This is a genomic window from Cognatishimia sp. 1_MG-2023 (assembly GCF_030548175.1).
Lineage (GTDB): Bacteria > Pseudomonadota > Alphaproteobacteria > Rhodobacterales > Rhodobacteraceae > Cognatishimia.
On the sequence record NZ_JAUORX010000002.1, the window covers coordinates 165,377 to 182,663 of the forward strand.

The 17,287-nt window shown below is 54.4% G+C and carries 21 protein-coding genes; 13 read left to right on the forward strand and 8 right to left on the reverse strand.

The features are described from left to right. Nucleotides 1–5: 5 nt before the first annotated feature. Nucleotides 6–1,247 (forward strand): DUF1501 domain-containing protein, encoded by a 1,242-nt coding sequence (locus Q4544_RS03785; protein WP_303504152.1) that lies wholly within the window; start codon nucleotides 6–8, stop codon nucleotides 1,245–1,247. Here Q4544_RS03785 and Q4544_RS03790 read toward each other — a convergent pair. After that, on the reverse strand, nucleotides 1,244–1,960 hold the full coding sequence (locus Q4544_RS03790) for a response regulator (protein WP_303504153.1): 717 nt from the start codon (nucleotides 1,958–1,960) through the stop codon (nucleotides 1,244–1,246). The two genes, Q4544_RS03785 and Q4544_RS03790, sit on opposite strands and share 4 nt — an antisense overlap. Nucleotides 1,961–2,118: 158 nt before the next feature. On the opposite strand from Q4544_RS03790, the gene mce reads away from it, so the two are divergent. Both mce and Q4544_RS03800 read left to right on the forward strand, forming a co-directional pair. Continuing rightward, nucleotides 2,119–2,523: a methylmalonyl-CoA epimerase gene (mce, locus tag Q4544_RS03795; RefSeq protein ID WP_303504154.1), complete on the forward strand. Its 405-nt coding sequence runs from the start codon at nucleotides 2,119–2,121 to the stop codon at nucleotides 2,521–2,523. Nucleotides 2,524–2,603: 80 nt separating this feature from the next. Further along, nucleotides 2,604–2,882 carry a DUF1467 family protein gene (locus tag Q4544_RS03800; protein WP_303504155.1) on the forward strand — a complete coding sequence of 93 codons (279 nt, stop codon included), beginning with the start codon at nucleotides 2,604–2,606 and terminating at the stop codon, nucleotides 2,880–2,882. Between the two features lie 58 nt (nucleotides 2,883–2,940). Here the strand turns inward: Q4544_RS03800 and Q4544_RS03805 are convergent, their stop codons facing one another. The 3 genes from Q4544_RS03805 to Q4544_RS03815 all read right to left on the reverse strand — a co-directional run bounded on the left by Q4544_RS03805 (nucleotide 2,941) and on the right by Q4544_RS03815 (nucleotide 4,623). Beyond that, nucleotides 2,941–3,663, reverse strand: coding sequence for an EI24 domain-containing protein (locus tag Q4544_RS03805; protein ID WP_407063031.1), 723 nt, complete (start codon nucleotides 3,661–3,663; stop codon nucleotides 2,941–2,943). Next, complete coding sequence (locus tag Q4544_RS03810; RefSeq protein ID WP_303504157.1) at nucleotides 3,660–4,238, reverse strand: nitroreductase family protein; 579 nt, start codon at nucleotides 4,236–4,238, stop codon at nucleotides 3,660–3,662. The genes Q4544_RS03805 and Q4544_RS03810 overlap by 4 nt, the downstream gene beginning before the upstream one ends. A gap of 145 nt (nucleotides 4,239–4,383) precedes the next feature. Then, nucleotides 4,384–4,623, reverse strand: coding sequence for a hypothetical protein (locus tag Q4544_RS03815; RefSeq protein WP_303504158.1), 240 nt, complete (start codon nucleotides 4,621–4,623; stop codon nucleotides 4,384–4,386). A gap of 142 nt (nucleotides 4,624–4,765) precedes the next feature. Here Q4544_RS03815 and Q4544_RS03820 point away from each other — a divergent pair, with 142 nt between their 5' ends. From Q4544_RS03820 to Q4544_RS03840, 5 genes are all read left to right on the forward strand, one after another. After that, a complete protein-coding gene (locus tag Q4544_RS03820; protein ID WP_303504159.1) occupies nucleotides 4,766–5,461 on the forward strand; it encodes a M48 family metallopeptidase in 696 nt (231 codons plus the stop codon). A gap of 69 nt (nucleotides 5,462–5,530) precedes the next feature. Continuing rightward, nucleotides 5,531–6,256, forward strand: coding sequence for a M48 family metalloprotease (locus tag Q4544_RS03825; RefSeq protein WP_303504160.1), 726 nt, complete (start codon nucleotides 5,531–5,533; stop codon nucleotides 6,254–6,256). After that, on the forward strand, nucleotides 6,257–6,607 hold the full coding sequence (locus Q4544_RS03830) for a YigZ family protein (protein ID WP_303504161.1): 351 nt from the start codon (nucleotides 6,257–6,259) through the stop codon (nucleotides 6,605–6,607). A 100-nt stretch (nucleotides 6,608–6,707) separates the two neighbouring features. Beyond that, nucleotides 6,708–6,953 carry a DUF6455 family protein gene (locus Q4544_RS03835; protein ID WP_303504162.1) on the forward strand — a complete coding sequence of 82 codons (246 nt, stop codon included), beginning with the start codon at nucleotides 6,708–6,710 and terminating at the stop codon, nucleotides 6,951–6,953. 89 nt (nucleotides 6,954–7,042) lie between these two features. Next, complete coding sequence (locus tag Q4544_RS03840) at nucleotides 7,043–7,414, forward strand: hypothetical protein (protein ID WP_303504163.1); 372 nt, start codon at nucleotides 7,043–7,045, stop codon at nucleotides 7,412–7,414. 131 nt (nucleotides 7,415–7,545) lie between these two features. Here the strand turns inward: Q4544_RS03840 and Q4544_RS03845 are convergent, their stop codons facing one another. Then, on the reverse strand, nucleotides 7,546–9,129 hold the full coding sequence (locus tag Q4544_RS03845) for a pentapeptide repeat-containing protein (protein ID WP_368411226.1): 1,584 nt from the start codon (nucleotides 9,127–9,129) through the stop codon (nucleotides 7,546–7,548). A gap of 215 nt (nucleotides 9,130–9,344) precedes the next feature. Between Q4544_RS03845 and rimO the strand changes: the two genes are divergently transcribed. Then, the gene (gene rimO, locus Q4544_RS03850) at nucleotides 9,345–10,739 is read left to right on the forward strand and encodes a 30S ribosomal protein S12 methylthiotransferase RimO (RefSeq protein ID WP_303504437.1); all 1,395 of its coding nucleotides are present in this window, start codon (nucleotides 9,345–9,347) and stop codon (nucleotides 10,737–10,739) included. A gap of 8 nt (nucleotides 10,740–10,747) precedes the next feature. Here the strand turns inward: rimO and Q4544_RS03855 are convergent, their stop codons facing one another. Beyond that, nucleotides 10,748–11,239, reverse strand: coding sequence for a dCMP deaminase family protein (locus tag Q4544_RS03855; protein ID WP_303504165.1), 492 nt, complete (start codon nucleotides 11,237–11,239; stop codon nucleotides 10,748–10,750). Between Q4544_RS03855 and Q4544_RS03860 the strand changes: the two genes are divergently transcribed. Further along, a complete protein-coding gene (locus Q4544_RS03860; RefSeq protein WP_303504438.1) occupies nucleotides 11,238–11,945 on the forward strand; it encodes a dCTP deaminase domain-containing protein in 708 nt (235 codons plus the stop codon). The genes Q4544_RS03855 and Q4544_RS03860 overlap by 2 nt on opposite strands. 37 nt (nucleotides 11,946–11,982) lie before the next feature. Here the strand turns inward: Q4544_RS03860 and Q4544_RS03865 are convergent, their stop codons facing one another. Further along, a complete protein-coding gene (locus Q4544_RS03865; protein ID WP_303504166.1) occupies nucleotides 11,983–12,513 on the reverse strand; it encodes a hypothetical protein in 531 nt (176 codons plus the stop codon). Between the two features lie 240 nt (nucleotides 12,514–12,753). Between Q4544_RS03865 and Q4544_RS03870 the strand changes: the two genes are divergently transcribed. Both Q4544_RS03870 and Q4544_RS03875 read left to right on the forward strand, forming a co-directional pair. Then, nucleotides 12,754–14,655, forward strand: a complete 1,902-nt coding sequence (locus Q4544_RS03870) for an AsmA family protein (protein ID WP_303504167.1) — start codon at nucleotides 12,754–12,756, stop codon at nucleotides 14,653–14,655. A 191-nt stretch (nucleotides 14,656–14,846) separates the two neighbouring features. Continuing rightward, nucleotides 14,847–15,590, forward strand: coding sequence for a prephenate dehydrogenase (locus tag Q4544_RS03875; protein ID WP_303504168.1), 744 nt, complete (start codon nucleotides 14,847–14,849; stop codon nucleotides 15,588–15,590). Between the two features lie 62 nt (nucleotides 15,591–15,652). Here the strand turns inward: Q4544_RS03875 and Q4544_RS03880 are convergent, their stop codons facing one another. Beyond that, complete coding sequence (locus Q4544_RS03880; protein WP_303504169.1) at nucleotides 15,653–16,234, reverse strand: GcrA family cell cycle regulator; 582 nt, start codon at nucleotides 16,232–16,234, stop codon at nucleotides 15,653–15,655. A gap of 126 nt (nucleotides 16,235–16,360) precedes the next feature. Between Q4544_RS03880 and Q4544_RS03885 the strand changes: the two genes are divergently transcribed. Further along, a complete protein-coding gene (locus Q4544_RS03885; RefSeq protein ID WP_303504170.1) occupies nucleotides 16,361–17,161 on the forward strand; it encodes an ABC transporter permease in 801 nt (266 codons plus the stop codon). Nucleotides 17,162–17,287: the final 126 nt, after the last annotated feature.

Consider the following 17,287-nt stretch of genomic DNA (forward strand, 5'->3'; position numbering starts at 1 on the left):
CGACCATGACAAAGACCTTATCGCGCCGTGGTTTCCTAACCAAAGCTGCCGTTCTGGGCTGTTCCGCCGCCGCCAGCCCCTTGCTAACACCCGTCACCATGGCCTCGGCCCCCGGTGATCGCCGCCTTGTGGTGATCATCCTACGCGGCGGGATGGATGGCATTGACGTTCTGCGCCCTTGGGGCGATCCGCATTTCAAAGCGCTGCGCCCGAACCTTGCCGCAGACCAGAAAAACAACGTCCAACTCACCGATTTCCACGGCATGCACAAAGGGCTCAAAGACCTCATGCCACTCTGGAAAAAGGGCGAGCTTGGCTTTGTCCAAGCCACATCGACCCCATACCGTGACAAACGAAGCCACTTTGATGGCCAAGACCTGCTAGAGGCCGGCACCGCCGAACTTGCTCACCTTGGCGACCGCACCGGATGGCTCAACCGCATGTTGCCCCATCTCCCCGGCGCGCAAGAACGCACCGCATTCGCCCTTGGCCGCGAGGACATGTTGCTGCTCACCGGCGACGCCCCCGTGTCCAATTGGTCCCCCGAAGTGGACCTAACCCTCAGCGCCCAAGGCTTGCGATTGCTAGAACTGACCATGCAAAGCGATCCCGCGATGGGCGCCGCCATGGCAGAGGCAATTGCCCTTGCTGGATCAGATGGCGACTCCGTCACCTTTGACATCGAAGGCGAAGGTATGCGCGGCATGATGGATGAAATGCAATCCGATGCCCAAGCCGCCCGCAAAGGCAAACCGCATTTAAAAATCGCTGACTTTGCCGCTGAACAATTGCAACAAGAAACCCGCATCGCGTCTTTTTCCATTGGCGGATGGGACACCCACGCCAACCAACATCGCGGGTTAAACACGCCACTCAAACGGCTATCTGAAACCATCCTGCAACTGCGCGACAAAATGGGCCCGCGCATCTGGCAACAAACCACGGTTCTATGCATGACCGAATTTGGCCGCACCGTGCGCGAAAACGGAACCAAGGGAACAGATCACGGCACTGGCGGCACGATGATCATGGCAGGCGGCGCGATCAAAGGGGGCCGCGTCTATGGCCAATGGTCAGGCCTTGGTCCAACCGACCTTTACCAAGATCGAGACCTCATGCCGACAAGCGACGTGCGCACATGGGCCGCTTGGGCCATGCATGACAGCTTTGGCATCCCGCAATCCGCACTCGAGCGAGATGTCTTTGCAGGTCTGGATATGGGCAGCAGCCCGGGTCTTTTGCTTTAGACCGCCTGACGATTGTCCAGCCGGTCTTGCACCATACCTGCCAAACGTTGCAAACTCGCGCGCCCCAAATCGCCACGCGCCCGCCTTTGTATCAACTCTTCGGTTGCAGCATGCAGCGTCCGATCCCCCGCGCTAGAGGCGACACCGGACAGAAACTGCGTCACATAGGCGATAGATTTGTCCGTCTGGCTGTCGCCCAAAACATCCGCGGCATGGGCCAAGTCATCCACATATGAAATCGGGTCCGGCGAGACCTCGTCATGCGTCATCGGTCGCGGCCCCGATGGGCGACGATCCGCAGGCAGTTGCGACAACACAGCCGTTTGAAACGCCGCCAAAGAGGTCAGCGGCTTGGCCAGAAACCCATCCGCCCCCGCTGACCGCGCCGCATGGGCCAAATGCGTGTCACCCGACATGGCCAATATAACCGAAACCCGTGGCGAGACCTGATTCAGATCGCGAATTAAATCCAGCCCCGACCCATCCGGTAACCCCAGATCGATAATCGCAATCGTTGGCCGATACACCTTCAAATGCCGCCGCGCAGAATTCAGACAATCCGCCCGCCGTATCCGTGCCCCACTTTTCAAACATATCAATCGCAACGCATCGCTGGCATATCGGCTGTCCTCAACCGCCAAGACAGTCAGACCCAATAAGGGACGACGTGCCGTTGGGGTAGTGGCAGGGGTGAAAGGCGAAAACTCATCCATAGCGACCTCCAGTTCTAACGATCAAGTGTGTCGGTTTAGACGTAACGTTAGACCGCGTTTGGCTAACAGTTCCTTAAAGCCGCGACGCCCTGTCGCTTGTCAGGCCTTCGACGCCAGCCCATAACAAGCGCACTTAAGGATTACGTTAGGAGAGCCAGATGATTGGCCGTTTGAACCACGTTGCGATCGCCGTCCCGGACCTTGATGCCGCGATTGCGCAGTATAAAAATGCCCTAGGTGCCAATGTCGGCGCCCCACAAGACGAACCTGATCACGGCGTGACCGTGGTGTTCATCGAATTGCCCAACACCAAGATCGAATTGCTGTACCCACTGGGGGACGATAGCCCGATCAACGGTTTTCTGGAAAAGAACCCAGCCGGCGGCATTCACCACATCTGCTACGAAGTGGACGACATCCTTGCCGCCCGCGATCACCTGAAATCCACAGGCGCGCGCGTTCTAGGCAGCGGTGAACCAAAGATCGGTGCCCACGGCAAACCCGTTCTGTTCCTGCACCCAAAGGACTTCAACGGCTGTCTTGTCGAGCTAGAACAGGTCTGATCTGACCAACCTGTGACAGGCTGCCCCTTGCCGGGGCAGCCTTTGCCCCGTAGGGAAGAAGCGCAACTTCAGGAGCGCTTATGTCGATCACCTCAGCCATCGTTTTATATGCCGTGCTATGGTTCTTGACCTTTTTGATGGTCATCCCGGTCCGTTTGCAAACCCAAGGTGACGTGGGCGAGATCGTGCCCGGCACACATGCAGGCGCGCCAGCGCATCACAACCTCAAGAAAAAAGCCCTAATCACGACCGGCATTGCGGCTGCAATTTGGGGCATCTTGGTCTGGATCATCCTAAGCGGCGCGATCGAAGTGCGCGACTTTGATTGGATGAACCGCCTACCGCCCGTCAGCGAGTAAAGCGGGGCAGGGGCTTTGCCCCTCTTGAGCCGATGGCTCAATTCACCCCAGAGTATTTTTAGAAAGATGAAGAGGGGGCGTAGCGCGCCGACTTCTGACCATCAAGCCTATGGTAGATGTGGGTGAAGGTCGCGGCACCCAAGATGGGCACCAACAAGTTGATCAACGGGATCGACAGCGGAACAGCCATCAAAATACCCGCAGCCCAGATCGTGGCCGCATGTTTGCGGCGCAGCACCTTGGCGTTTTCACGGCCTACACGACGCATGGCAGCAAGGGTGTAATACTCTCGACCCAGCAGAAAACCGTTTAGGCCCCAAAAGATCAGGGGGGCGAGCGGCGGCATCAGCACATAGAGGATTAGTGCCAATAGGTTGGCGACAATCAATAGCCCTAGAAAGCTGATCGTATCCCGCACAGCCTCTGCAAAGGGCACATTCATGGCCTCTGGCAAATGCGGGTAGTGGCGGTCTTCGACGGCTTGCGCCACTTCGTCCAAGAACATCGAGGTGATGGCCGAAGCCACAGGCACCATCAGGAACACCGACATAAACAGCATGAAAAAGAACGAGGTCAGGTTGATCACATCGCCCAACCAGCTTGCATCGCCAACGACACCCGCCAAGATGTCACGTGCGCCGATCCATTGCAGAAACCCCAATAACCCCGCATAGGCGGCGATTAGCAGTGCAAAGGTCAGCATGATGCCCAGCCAAAAGACTTTGCGAAACCGCTTGTCACCGATTTGCCCCAGCGCTTTGAAAAAGCTCGTGAAAATCACGCTGATTGCCATGTGATCTTATCCTCTGGGTTCGGGCGTGGACGTTCCGGAGGGGCCATTTTTTCAGTGCCAATGTGGATGATACCCGCGACACGTTCGTGCGCGGCCAATCCCAATCCCTCTTGGACAAAGCCGCGATCATGGGTGGCCCAACCGGACAACCAATTCGCACCCCATCCCGCCGCCAAAGCAGCATTCAGCAGGGCCAAACACACAGCACCCGCCGAATAGGTCTGTTCAATCGCAGGCACTTTGTCCGAAGCAACCGGGCTTTCGACGACCACAACCGCAAGGTTCCCAATATCAAACTGATTTCGCGCCTTGGCAATTTGGGCGTCGCCCAGGTTGGCAGCCGCGGCTTGAACACCCGCAACATCGCCCAACCGCGCCAATGCATCCCGTTCCAGCACAATCAGGCGCCATGGCTCCAACTTGCCATGATCAGGCGTGCGCAGCGCGGCGGTTAAAATGGGCTCCAGCTCTGCGCGATCTGGCACAGGTGTCGTAAGTGTCTTAGCAGGGCGAGAGCGACGGTTGAGCAAAAACTCTAAAGCCGCCGGATTGCGTTCAGGCATAGTGTCCTCCGGTCATTGCCCCTAAGTCAGGTCAAATCCACGTGATTTCAACCACCAATGCAAAGTTTCTGCCCATTTTGGCACACAGTCTACCCAGCCGCGCCCACAGGTGGCGCGGGGCAAGGTCATTCTTGTCGATAAAGCGTTAGGTCTTATCGCGGGCAATGCGATAGACACCTTCCGGTAAATCCAAGGCGGCGCTTAGATCATCGGTTTGAGAGATCGATAGCGTGATCTTTTGCACGGTATCGGTTCTTGGGTCTAATTGTTCCAACGTGATGCAATCTTCGAAAAGATTGATCGTGATATCCTCTTGCAGATGGGCTGCGCCTTCATCCACCAGAGTAACGACGGTTGCGTCAAACTCGTGCTCGATTGTGAACATAGGTTTAGCCTAACGCCGGTTGCAAAAATCGCAAGCCCCAGTGCGCCGACAGCATCTGACGCGATTGTAATCGCATGTGTGTCATGCACCCTTTCTTAATCACGATAGGCGACCTAGACTTCGAACAAAGGGGTTTCGCGTTATGCGACGTTTTCGATTGATCTTGCTCTCTGTGGTGGCCGCGACGTTAGCCGCCTGCGCAGAGCTGCCCAGCCCTGATACTTCCCCAGCCACATTGCCCCCAGCGACCGAATTCGCAGGTATCGTCGCGCGATTGGCCCCCGTGGTGCAGGACACCTGCGAAAGCACCGGCATCGCCCGCAACTGCAAAATCCGCCTCTATGTGGCCCAAACCGAAGAAGGCGAAGTCAACGCCTTTCAATCCGTCGACGGATTTGGCCGCCCCTTTGTGATCGTCACCCCCCAGCTATTGGATGCCGCACAAAGCCCCGACGAAGTCGCGCTGGTGCTGGCTCATGAGGCAGCGCATCACATCCTTGGCCATCTCTCCCGCCAACAAGAAGACGCGGTGTTTGGCGCAACCCTTCTGGGTGCCGCCGCCGAAGCAGACGGGGCCACACGCGAACAAATCCGCGAGGCACGCAAAATCGGCGCTTTTGTTGGCGCGCGTACCTTTTCGCAGGAATATGAGCTAGAGGCCGACGCGCTGGGCGCCTTGATGGTGCGTGACGCGGGCTATGATGCCCTCAAAGGCGCGCAGTTCTTTTACCGCATTCCTGATCCCGGCCAACATGCCCTGAACACCCACCCATCCAATGCCCAGCGGCGCGCTGTTGTCCAGCGCGCCCTGCGCAATGGGCAACGCCCTGCCACCTGACTGGCGTCGCGCGATAATCTTGGCTAGAACATCCTTAACCGATGTTGATTAAAAGTGTTGACTGCTTCCATGACCCAATTGCTAAAACGCGCCACCACGATCCTTGCACTCACTGCACTGACCGCCTGTATTGAGCCGGGCGACACAACCAGCAGCACCTCTGCCCCTAGCGCCACGCAGCCCACCGCACCTGTGGCGGGCACCAGTGGATCAGTGCAGCGGTTCAACCGCATCGTCGCACGCATGGAGCCTATCGCCGAAAACGCCTGCCGCTCCCGGGTCCGCGCTGGGGTGAATTGCGATTTCAAAGTGGTCTTTGACAGCAACCCGCGCAAACCGTCCAACGCCTATCAATCCCAAGACAGCACTGGCCGCCCTGTGCTGACCTTCACCGCAGCGCTTGTTGCCGAAACCAAGAACGATCACGAGCTGGCCTTTATCTTTGGTCACGAAGCAGCCCATCACATCCGCGGCCACCTGACGCAAACACGCCAATCCGCAACCATCGGCGCGCTCGCCGGGGGCACACTTGCCGTGTTGCTTGGCGGTGGACAAAGCGCGGTTGACCTTGGTGCGGACCTTGGCGGAACCGTCGGCGCACGCGCCTATTCCAAAGACCATGAACTCGAAGCTGACGCGCTGGGCGCCCGCATCACCCAAAACGCGGGCTATGATGCAATCAAAGGCGCGGCTTTCTTCCAACGCATTCCAGATCCGGGCGACCGCTTCCTTGGCAGCCATCCACCCAACGGCCAGCGCATCGAAACCGTCCGACGCACAGTCGCGTCGCTGTAAATGCGGCAAATCCTGAATGTCGTCACCGACCGTGGCAGCAAATACGCGGTGACGGGTTGCCCCGTCGCCAGCCGCGCCGATGTGGACGCCGCCCTAAAACAGCTCAAACGCGATAAGAAATTCGCCAAAGCGACCCACAATACATGGGCCGTTCTGCACGCTGACGGCACACCGCTCAAAGGTGACGACGGCGAAAGCGGGGCAGGGATGGTCATCGTGCGCATGCTCGAACGGGCCGAACTGCACGACCACCTGATCATCGTCACCCGCTGGTATGGCGGTAAACACCTTGGCGGCGACCGCTTTCGCCGCGTCCAAGACTGCGTAAACGCCTACCTCGACAGCATGTAACCCCGCTGCAAGCGTCCTCCCGGGCGTCCAACCGCAATTGATGTATGTCAAAGCCTGCGAAATCACCCCATGGCACCCTCTTTCAAAACAGGAGGACACCATGCCAGATCGCGAAACCCTGCAAAAACACGTCTATCTCTTTGATACCATGTCTGAAAAACTCGGTCACGACATGCAACAACACACGCTGGATGGCGATGTGTCCATAGACGCGCTGACCAACGCCGTCGTGCGCTGCAGCCAATGCGGCCACGCCGACGACTGCGCCGCCAAACTCAACGCCGCGCGCAACCTCAGCCAACCTCCGGCCTATTGCCAAAACAAAGCGCTGTTCAAAACCCTCTGAGCCCGCGCAAGCCAACACAGATGACCTGCCGCCGCTTCCATGCTAGGCTGCTCACGGGGATGCCGCCTGACAGCCAATCGGAGGCATAAATGCAAAAGACACTACTCATCATCGGGCTCTGCACACTCGCAGCCTGCGCGACACCGCGACAACAATGCGAGACTGACGCCACCAAAAACGTCAAAGCGCTGGAACGCGCCGTCGCCGACGCCCAAGCCAACATAGACCGTGGCTACGCGCTGGAACGCGATGTCAGCCCACAATTCCGCTATGGCTTTTGCAACAAAGGCGGCAATCTCACGACCTGCATCCGCAACGATGCCCGCGTCAAAACCAAGCCCGTCGCGATTGATCTGGCCGAAGAGCGCCGCAAACTCGCCTCCGCGCAACAGCGCCTAACGACTGAACGCACCCGCGCCAACACCCAACTGGCCCAATGCGCCGCCCAATACCCCACATAAAGTAGGGTGGGGTTCCACCCCACCAACGCCCGACCTTACGCCCGTAGGGTGCGCATTCATGCGCACCGACCCCTTACGCAACACCACAACGCACCACCGTAGGCCGGGCTTCAGCCCGGCAAACCTGCGTATCACCGCAACCGAAACCGCTGCCGAAGTCCGAGGCCAAGGAAGAAGAGAAAGGGCAGGCTTACAATCGTTTGCAATCCCGAAAAAAACTTCAAAGGTATCGGTAAACATCCCATGAACTTGTTACCGAAAAACGTCCTATTGAAACCAAATGGCGGAAATAAGTTTGATAAGCTTAGCGCCGCGCCGGTGCCGTAAGGCCGCAAAGCTTCATTAGGCCATCTATTTTGACCCTCGAAACAGGCCTCAATAAACAGCGGTGTCTGCAAGAAGAACCCACCAAATATCAACAAACCCAAAATCCAAACAACACACAGGCATACAACAGGCCGCTGAATCGAATCCCCAAAATCAGACAACGCCCCATAGGCCCAATAGGTAAACGCCTCACGCTTATTTACCGAAGCCTTGGCAAACTGCATTTCTTTGCGAAAGAAAAAATGCTGATCCTCGTGCAAACCTTTCTTGGCCAAAAGATTGCGAATGATCCCGCAAGTTTCTCGAGCTTCTTTGCGTGGTTCGGTAATGCCTGCTGGCCAGAACTTTTCGGTTTTCGTGTCGACTGAAAAATCCGTAACGGGGTGCAAATCAGTGTTTGTGAATTCTGGGTAGGAATTTAGGAAACGCGCGTTGCGGAAAGAGGTGGGTTTGGCAAAGTGGGCGTCGGTAAAACGGATAGCTGGCATTTGTTTGTCGCCTGTGGCGGCAAAAACAGATTCAGCGAAATCGGTATTGCCTTGGAACTCGCAACTTGGGAAATTCGCAGACCCTTTGAAGATCGTCTTGCGAAAAATTGCTCGGTTTTTGAATGTAGTGCCAGCGAAGTTGGCTTCATTGTTGAAATGGGTCCAAACGAATTCAGTTGCTGAGGAGAAATTCGCCCGATTGAAATATGCATGACCGTTTATTGTTGAGTGGGACAGCTTGAATTGCCCGAGAACTTGAGCATCCTGTAGATCGACCTGACCTTCGAAAGTGCTATCAAATGCGTCGAATTCTTCGCCAACATAAAGATTTTTGGCGCGGAATTGCTTGCCAAGGAATGAATTTGAAAAGTTGAAGCCCCTGAAACATTGCGCGGATTTTAATGTAAATGAACCTTCGATGTTACATCCTGAGATATCAAAATAGTTGAGGAATGCCGCACTGTTGACGTTTATACTCTGTTTTATGCGCGTGTTGTTCAGGAGCGTTGCTTTTGTAAATCCAGAATTTTTTGCTGAAAGACCTTTGTGAAATAGAGAGTTGGATAAATCGACGGTTTTGCGAAACGTAAAGCCATCGAGAAACAGTTCATTTGAAAACTCAATTGACGATAGGGATATTTCAGCATCTCTATGCGGAATAGATGGTTCGGGAAGAGTGCCATTTCGTTCCCCCCAGGCTTTGGAGAACGCCTCCTTAAACATAACTGTCAATTCACGAATGCTCTTGGTGTGCCTTTTGAAAATAATACCCGCTTTGCTTAGCTTTTCCTCATTCGATGTGCCAGATGTGATGCCAAACCACGTATTCCAAACCCGCATATTCCTATCATGCAGGTCCCAATCAATCTCGTCCCCCTCCTGCTCCCCATAAAGCGTCATCAGCACATACCAAGGGTTCTCATTCGCGGGCTTCAACCCATCCGCAACGTCAGCCATCAATCCATCTCGTCATCAAAATACGCACCAACCACTCTACGCCCACACCACCCAAAGACAACCGTAGGGTGGGGTTCCACCCCACCGCCACGCCACCCAAATCCAACCTCACCAAACACCCCATTCCCAAACCCGCAGAATCCGGCTACACCGCGCGCATGTCACAGCCAGCGAACCCGCCCAGCCTCCGCCCAGACCTTGCCAACGCACAGGTGCAATCTGACCTCCGCAAAGGCCAGCCAAACATCGGCATGGTCTCTTTGGGCTGCCCCAAAGCCTTGGTTGACAGCGAGCGCATCCTGACCCGCCTGCGCGCCGAAGGCTACGGCATTTCTCCCGAATACCAAGGGGCCGACGCGGTCATCGTGAACACCTGCGGCTTTCTGGATTCCGCCAAGGCAGAATCCCTGGATGCCATCGGCGAAGCGCTCAAGGAAAACGGCAAAGTCATCGTCACCGGCTGCCTTGGTGCCGAACCCGACTACATCCGGGAGCATCACCCCAACATCCTCGCCGTGACTGGCCCGCATCAATACGAACAGGTGCTGGACGCCGTGCATTCCGCCGTGCCGCCGTCACCCAACCCTTTCGTCGATCTCCTCCCAGCCGCTGGCGTCAAACTGACCCCGCGCCATTTCAGCTATCTAAAAATTTCAGAGGGCTGTAACCACAAATGTAAATTCTGCATCATCCCGGACATGCGCGGCAAACTCGCCAGCCGTCCGGTGCACGCCATCCTGCGAGAGGCTGAAAAGCTCGCCGAAAGCGGCGTCAAAGAGCTGCTTGTCATCAGCCAAGACACCTCTGCCTACGGTCTTGATCGCAAATACTCCACCCACCCGTGGAAAGACCGCGAGGTCCGCAGCCACATCACCGATCTCGCCCGCGAATTGGGCCAGATCGACCCCGACCTCTGGGTACGCTTGCACTACGTCTACCCGTACCCACACGTGCGCGACCTGATCCCGCTGATGGCCGACGGGCTGATCCTGCCCTACCTCGACATCCCGTTCCAACACAGCCACCCAGACACGCTAAAACGCATGGCCCGCCCGGCACACACCGCCAAAACGCTGGACGAAATCACCAACTGGCGCGCTGCCTGCCCAGACATCACCCTGCGCTCCACCTTCATCGTCGGCTACCCCGGCGAGACAGAGGCCGAATTCCAACACCTTCTGGATTGGATGGACGAGGCCCAACTGGATCGCGTCGGCTGCTTCCAATACGAAAACGTCGATGGCGCGCGGTCAAACGACCTGCCAGACCACGTCGCCCCCGAGGTCAAACAAGACCGCTGGGAACGTTTCATGGAAAAAGCCCAAGCGATTTCCGAGGCAAAACTACAAGCCAAAGTCGGCACCACACAGCAAGTCATTGTCGACGACATCGACGAAGACGGCATCGCCACCTGCCGCACCAAAGCCGACGCACCAGAGATCGACGGCAACCTGTTCATCGACGAAGGCACCGACGGGTTGAACGTCGGTGATCTGGTCGATGTCGTTGTGGATGAGGCAGGGGAGTATGACTTGTGGGGGGCGTTGCAATAACAACGCTTTTAGCGCTCGAATAGCTTTATTCGAAGGTTGGTTTCTTTAAAAATCGAAGCAGCTACTTCAAAGCTTTTGGAGTAGGTTTTGTCGTTTTTAGGAAATGGGAACGATCTGAGTTCGCTAATGCCACTTTGGACAATGGCTCTTGCGCAATCGGCACAAGGGAAAACACTCGAGTAAATGATGCAGTTGTCCAGAGGTATTCCAACTCGCGCAGCATTATATATGGCATTTCTTTCAGCGTGTTCGAACCAAAAGTACTTCTCTCCATCACGATGACTCTGTCTGTTACGATCTGATGCTGAAACACCACGTGGCAATCCGTTGTAACCTGTACTCCGAATTTCGTTTGCCTTTCCGACAATGACGGCACCAACCTTACGGCTTTCATCCTCGCTCCAAGATGAAATTAAGTCGCATAATTCAAAGAAACGTTGATCCCACATAGTTTGCTGGCTAAGCGTAATGGGTATTTGGGAGATTAAATTGTCAGACATGATTATTGGCTCAGCTATTTTAGACTGCAAACTATTAGAACATGCGGATGCCAAAAACTTAAAGCATAGCACCTACGATTTAACAATTGGCCAAATTTTTCCAACTGGGTCCAGTACAGATAGTTTTGATCAGTCTCAGAATAATGGGATCTACATTTTAGAGCCTCGACAGTCAGTTTTAGTGCTCTCAAATGAAGAATTTCAGTTACCTTCAACTATTACCGGTTTGGCAACTCTACGAACAACATTTACAAAAAAGGGGCTGTTGGCTCTGAACGTGGGTATTATTGATCCGCACTTTAATGGCCCAATTAGCACCACATTAATTAATTTTTCAGAGCAAAAGGTTGCCATTAAAATTGGTATGCCGTTCTTTCGCGTTATGTTTTTTCTGCATGGAGATACATCAGACTATCATCGAATGTCCGAAAACATGGATAGAGCTGATTACATTGATGATTTGATAGTTTCTGCAAATCGCGACTTTCCCAAAAGTTTCCTTAATCTTCCCAATCTAGATAACTCGTATTATGCAGACACGGCTTGGAAAATGATAAAGGGGCTAACGGTTAAGCGTTGGTTCGTTATGATACCCATTTATCTGGTATTGCTGTCGACTTTCGGGTTTCTCATTCAGAATACAGGTTATGTTGAATATCTCATAGAAACACTAAAGTCTTTCAAGGAGGTTGTCCCGTTTTTCTAGATGTCTAGGGCTGGCTCTCGATCGATAGAGCTAGCTCCTAATTGACCACCCCAACCGGGCACCCATTAATCTCCACCAGCGCCTTCTGCCACGCCGCGGTCGCATCAAACCCGTCAACCATCCAATCATCCTCTGTCTTGCGCGGGATCATGCCCCGCTTGATCATATAGGTCGGGCGATACTCCGGCGGGCCGGCCTTTGCCACGCCCCGGCACGTCGCCGCCAAAAACACCCCATCCGGATCGCGCAATTCTGCGATCACCTTTTTCAGCTCGCCGATGATCGCAAACGAATAGCCTGAGAATATCCAGCCGTGCAGTTCTTGCACCGCCACATGGGCGCTTTCATCCCGAACGCGCTGCTGATCAAACAACGCGAAATTGGAATAGGCCCAAAAGGTTTGCACCGCGTCAACATAGCGTTCGTCCGCCACGCAACCCCGCACTGCGCCCGCCAAATGCCGCGCGTCCTGATCCGCGCGCAATTCGTCCAACGTCTGACACGGCTCTGCCCAAGCCGCCCCCGCGCTGAGCATTCCGAAACTTAGTACCCATCCAAATACACGCATAACCCCTCCACCTTAACAGCAGCTTAAGACGGGCAGGGGCCACACCAAAATCACAATCCCGATGGTTAACGGCGGCGGGGAAAGGTTAATATCTGACCAAATGGTTCGAAACGTACGTTTCAGCCCGCGAAACGTACGAATTTCCACATTTACAATGTGTAAATGAGCCGGACGAACGGTTGAACTGCAACGCCCCAGCGCTTACCCCTTTAGGGATAGGTTTTCGCAAAGGGCAAAGTCATGCGTTTGATCAAAATTCTCTTAACAATCATCGTTGTATTGGTACTCGCATTGGTCACCCTGATCTTTGTTCTCCCCGGTGAAAAGGTTGCAAAATTGGCCGCCGACCAAGTCAAAGCCCAAACCGGCCGCGACCTGACATTCGACGGAGAGGTTAATTTTAGTGTCTACCCAACCCTCGGCATTTCCACCGGCGCGGTCACATTGTCCAACGCAGAATGGTCTGATCAAGGCCCGATGTTTCAAGCAGAGGCCGCCAAGATCGGCGTTGATCTGATGGCCCTGATTGGCGGCGCGGTAGAGATCAAGAATATCACGCTGACCTCGCCTAAGATATTGCTGCAAAAGGATAATGAGGGCCACGCCAACTGGGATTTACTTCCCGTATCCGAGGCACCGGAAGACACGACAGCCGAAGGCACCCCCACCGAAACAGGCCCCGCCTTTACCCTAGACCACCTTAAAATTACCGACGCCCAAGTCCATTATTTGGACGCCGCAGGGCAAGACATAATGGTTAACGATCTGACTGCTGATCTGACATGGGGCACCGCCGAAGCCACAATCGAACTGTCCGCCAAACCGTTTACCGAAACCGTAGAATTGTCTGCAACAATCGCGGACCTAAATGGGTTAATGGCCGGCGAAATTACTAAAATTGACAGCGAATTTTCAACCGCCGGCAACACAGTCACCTTCAACGGCCGCGCTTCGATCTCTCCGGAAATTTCAGGCGATGCAACAGCTAAGCTACCAAATCCAAACGCTTTTTTCGCAGCAGTCGGCCAATCCGGCGCAGAAATGCCCGCGACTGCCTTCAAAGGCAGCGTAACGTTGACAAAAGAGCAGCTGTTCAGCCTGCGAGGTGGCGAAATCTCTATTGCTGACAATGACTTACGTGCAGAGGCCGATATTCAATTGGCCGCAAAGCCCGTCGTCACAGCGAATATTCAGGCAGATACACTCAACTTCGCAACGCTTTCCGGCGGGGAATCTGCGGAAACCACAACAGAATCAAAAGGTTGGTCCACCGATCCAATCGACGCCAGCGTGCTTGGCCTGTTTGATGGCACCATCACAATCTCTGCAAATGCGATTGATACCGGCAGTTTACAGTTTGGCCTATCCCGTCTGAAGGTCGACATCGACAATTCCCGCGCCGTCGCAACGTTGCAAGAAATTAACGGTTATGACGGTAAAATCACCGGTCAATTCGTGGCGAATAACCGCAATGGCCTGTCGGTTGGTGGCAAGATGGCATGGGCAGAATTGTCGCTGAAACCGCTGCTAACGGACATGGTTGAAATCGACCGGTTTACTGGCAGTGCGAATGGGACATTGGCCTTTCTGGGCTCAGGTAACTCTTTGAACAAAATCATAAACTCTCTAAAAGGGGACGGCACATTGAATGTTGGTCAGGGGACCATTTCCGGCATCAACCTTGATAAGCTTTTCCGTGGCACACCAGACGGCGGTACCACGGTTTTTGACAAGATGTCCGCCAGCTGGACCATTGCGGATGGCGTGGTGAACAATTCAGATCTGTTAATGGATTTGCCCAGCGTTCAGGCCAAAGGAGCGGGTACAATCGGCCTAGGTCAGCAGAACATTGACTACACGTTCACGCCGCAGATCAAAAACAATACGGATACTGGAATTGCTGTTCCTGTCCGGATCAAAGGTCCTTGGGCTGATCCAAAAATCTGGCCAGACCTTGAGGCGATTGTGAACCAAAACTTAGCTGAAGAAAAAAAGCAGCTTGAAGAGAAGGCAAAGAAAGCCGTGGCGGATAAGCTTGGCGTGACAACTGAAGAAGTCCAATCCATTGAAAAAGCTCTGGAAAAGAAGCTTGAGGAAAAATTGAACGATAAACTCAAGGGCCTGTTTGGCGGCAGCAATTAACGCCAAACATTGACACATGCATGGCCTCGTGTCAGTCACGGGGCCATGACACAGATGACTACCATCTTTATGAATTATTATCACCTGCCAAAATAAGGCGGGTGTTTTGTTGTGACCGCCGCGTAGCTGGTGGACATAACTTTTCCTAAAAATGAGTTTTCCGGCGCGCGGCTCTGAAAAGGGAAGTGCACATGGACGTGCGACGTAAATCATTGGGATTACTGGGGTTTGGCGGCTTTGGCCGTTTGGTTGCCGAGCATCTCTATCCACATTTTGACATCATGGTGCGCGATCCATCCTGTGACATCGCACGCCTGAGTGACGGCACAGAATTGCCGCTGGTGGCGCTCGAACAGCTTGCCGCATGTGACGTGATTGTTTTGGCCGTGCCAGTGTCGCAAATCCGGGCAAGCTGCGTGGCCTTAGCGCCGCATCTCAGCCCCGGAACCATTATCGTTGATGTCGGTTCGGTCAAAATGGCCCCCATCGCCGCCATGGTCGAATGTTTGCCAGATCATGTGCAAGTCGTTGGAACACATCCACTTTTTGGCCCACAAAGCGCCATGCAAGGACTTGTCGGTCGCAAGCTAACGCTATGTCCGGTCAGGGGCGAGGCTTGGCGCGCAGTTCGGATTTTCCTTGCGCGTCAACTTGGCCTCAAGGTCGTTACATGCCCAGCAGAAGAGCATGATCGTGAGGTCGCTGTGGTGCAGGGCCTAACCCATTTGATCGCGAAAGTTCTGGTCGATATGGGGCCGCTGCCGTCGCGGATGACTACGGCCAGCTTTGATCTGCTTAAGGAAGCGATTGAAATGGTTAAGGATGATCCGCCAACCGTATTGCATGCGATAGAGGCTGCGAATCCATTTGCCGCAGAAGTCAGAGAGGCGTTCTTTGACCGTGCGGAAGCTCTGCGTCGCCGGTTCGAAACGTAAGCAAAGATAGAAACGAAAAACCCCGGCGCAGAGGCCGGGGTTTTCTTTGGTATTTGAATATCTTAGCGGCGACGATCACGGCGTGCAGACATTGGCTGGAACGCCACGCCTACATGGGCCTCGCAATAAGGTTTGCCAGACTGTGTTGGCAAGCCACAGAACCAAAAATGCTCTGTCGCGGGGTCGCCCACAGGCCATTTGCAGGTCCGCTCTGTCAATTCCATCAAGCCCAATTTCTTGGCCTTCTTCTCAACTTCATTAACCTTGGCTAGTGCCTCTGGGCTAATTTCGTTGGCAGATGGCTGCGGAGGCAATGGCTGGCCAGCAGGAATGATCGCCTTACGTGTCGAGGGAGCACCAGCGACGCGCGGTGGCACGGCAGGCTCGGTCTTCATTTCCGGCATGGGTTTTTCTTTTGGCGGCGCCTTAGGCTTTGGTGCTGCCTTTGGCTTTGCCTCGGCCTTAGGCTTGGATTCGGCCTTCGCCCCACCAGAACCGGCACGGTTGGATAGGCCCAAGCGGTGTACCTTACCGATCACGGCGTTCCGAGTGACACCGCCCAATTCTTTGGCGATTTGGCTTGCCGATTGGCCTTCGCCCCACATTTTTTTCAGCAGCTCAACGCGTTCGTCGGTCCAGGACATCTACATTTCCTTGGCAAAAGAAGCGGTCCCTTTGGGCCGCTCCTGCATTTCTTGGTCAGGGGCCTATTTTAAACACCCCATCGTGAGTTACAAGGCGCAGAATCACATCAGCAGGGCAGGGTTGCCATGAAACCGCAAGAAATGGGCGTTCGGCGCTTTGGCCGGATCAACGGATTAGGTCTAATTACGCTGGCAAAGCGTGAAATAGCACGGTTTGCGAATGTTTGGACACAAACGTTAATGGCGCCCTTAGTGACCGCGGGATTGTTTCTGTTGATCTTTAACATTGCGATCGGACCGGGCCGCGGCGAGGTTATGGGCGTGCCGTTCATTCAATTCTTGGCGCCGGGCATCTTAACCATGACGGTGATTCAGAACGCTTTTGCCAATACGTCGTCTTCTTTGGTGATTTCCAAAGTGCAGGGCAACATTGTGGATACGTTGATGCCGCCACTTTCGCCGTTAGAAATTGTTTTGGGGTATCTCGCAGGCGGCGTTGCCCGTGGGATCTTTGTGGCCTTTGGTATCTCCTTTGGGCTTTTTGTTTTTTTAGGACAAAGCATTGCGCACCCGCTCTGGGTATTAACCTTTGTCATTATGGGCGCGGGTTTGATGGGGGCGATCGGTATTTTGGCAGGGATATATGCCAATAAGTTTGATCAGATGGCCGCGATCACCAACTTTATCGTAACGCCCTTGGCTTTCCTTTCGGGAACCTTTTATTCCGTCACCGCCTTGCCGCCCGTTTTGCGCGAGATTTCGGCCTATAACCCGATTTTCTATTTGATCGACGGCGCGCGTTTTGGGTTTTTAGGAGTGTCTGACAGTGATCCAGTCAAAGGCTTGCTGATCGTAACAGGCACGTTTCTAGCTATTTGTGCGATAGCGTGGAACCTGTTGCGCACCGGGCATCGACTAAAGCCTTAACGCGGCGCAAAATAAATTAGGCTTTCCAAAACGCCCTGGAGCGCCTAAAGACATCAATATGAAAACAACGAGCGCCCATATCCGAGTCCGACGACTCCGACGCTAATCCCCTTAGCTTTCCAAGCT

Coding starts and splice junctions, on each gene's coding strand:
- Q4544_RS03835 (WP_303504162.1), top strand. CDS start 6,708: ATGCCAGATCGCGAAACCCTGCAAAAACACGTCTATCTCTTTGATACC.
- Q4544_RS03880 (WP_303504169.1), bottom strand. CDS start 16,234: ATGTCCTGGACCGACGAACGCGTTGAGCTGCTGAAAAAAATGTGGGGC.
- Q4544_RS03800 (WP_303504155.1), top strand. CDS start 2,604: ATGTCGATCACCTCAGCCATCGTTTTATATGCCGTGCTATGGTTCTTG.
- Q4544_RS03855 (WP_303504165.1), bottom strand. CDS start 11,239: ATGTCTGACAATTTAATCTCCCAAATACCCATTACGCTTAGCCAGCAA.
- Q4544_RS03820 (WP_303504159.1), top strand. CDS start 4,766: ATGCGACGTTTTCGATTGATCTTGCTCTCTGTGGTGGCCGCGACGTTA.
- mce (WP_303504154.1), top strand. CDS start 2,119: ATGATTGGCCGTTTGAACCACGTTGCGATCGCCGTCCCGGACCTTGAT.
- Q4544_RS03885 (WP_303504170.1), top strand. CDS start 16,361: ATGAAACCGCAAGAAATGGGCGTTCGGCGCTTTGGCCGGATCAACGGA.
- Q4544_RS03790 (WP_303504153.1), bottom strand. CDS start 1,960: ATGGATGAGTTTTCGCCTTTCACCCCTGCCACTACCCCAACGGCACGT.
- Q4544_RS03825 (WP_303504160.1), top strand. CDS start 5,531: ATGACCCAATTGCTAAAACGCGCCACCACGATCCTTGCACTCACTGCA.
- rimO (WP_303504437.1), top strand. CDS start 9,345: ATGTCACAGCCAGCGAACCCGCCCAGCCTCCGCCCAGACCTTGCCAAC.
- Q4544_RS03810 (WP_303504157.1), bottom strand. CDS start 4,238: ATGCCTGAACGCAATCCGGCGGCTTTAGAGTTTTTGCTCAACCGTCGC.
- Q4544_RS03830 (WP_303504161.1), top strand. CDS start 6,257: ATGCGGCAAATCCTGAATGTCGTCACCGACCGTGGCAGCAAATACGCG.
- Q4544_RS03860 (WP_303504438.1), top strand. CDS start 11,238: ATGATTATTGGCTCAGCTATTTTAGACTGCAAACTATTAGAACATGCG.
- Q4544_RS03840 (WP_303504163.1), top strand. CDS start 7,043: ATGCAAAAGACACTACTCATCATCGGGCTCTGCACACTCGCAGCCTGC.
- Q4544_RS03845 (WP_368411226.1), bottom strand. CDS start 9,129: ATGACGCTTTATGGGGAGCAGGAGGGGGACGAGATTGATTGGGACCTG.
- Q4544_RS03870 (WP_303504167.1), top strand. CDS start 12,754: ATGCGTTTGATCAAAATTCTCTTAACAATCATCGTTGTATTGGTACTC.
- Q4544_RS03815 (WP_303504158.1), bottom strand. CDS start 4,623: ATGTTCACAATCGAGCACGAGTTTGACGCAACCGTCGTTACTCTGGTG.
- Q4544_RS03785 (WP_303504152.1), top strand. CDS start 6: ATGACAAAGACCTTATCGCGCCGTGGTTTCCTAACCAAAGCTGCCGTT.
- Q4544_RS03875 (WP_303504168.1), top strand. CDS start 14,847: ATGGACGTGCGACGTAAATCATTGGGATTACTGGGGTTTGGCGGCTTT.
- Q4544_RS03865 (WP_303504166.1), bottom strand. CDS start 12,513: ATGCGTGTATTTGGATGGGTACTAAGTTTCGGAATGCTCAGCGCGGGG.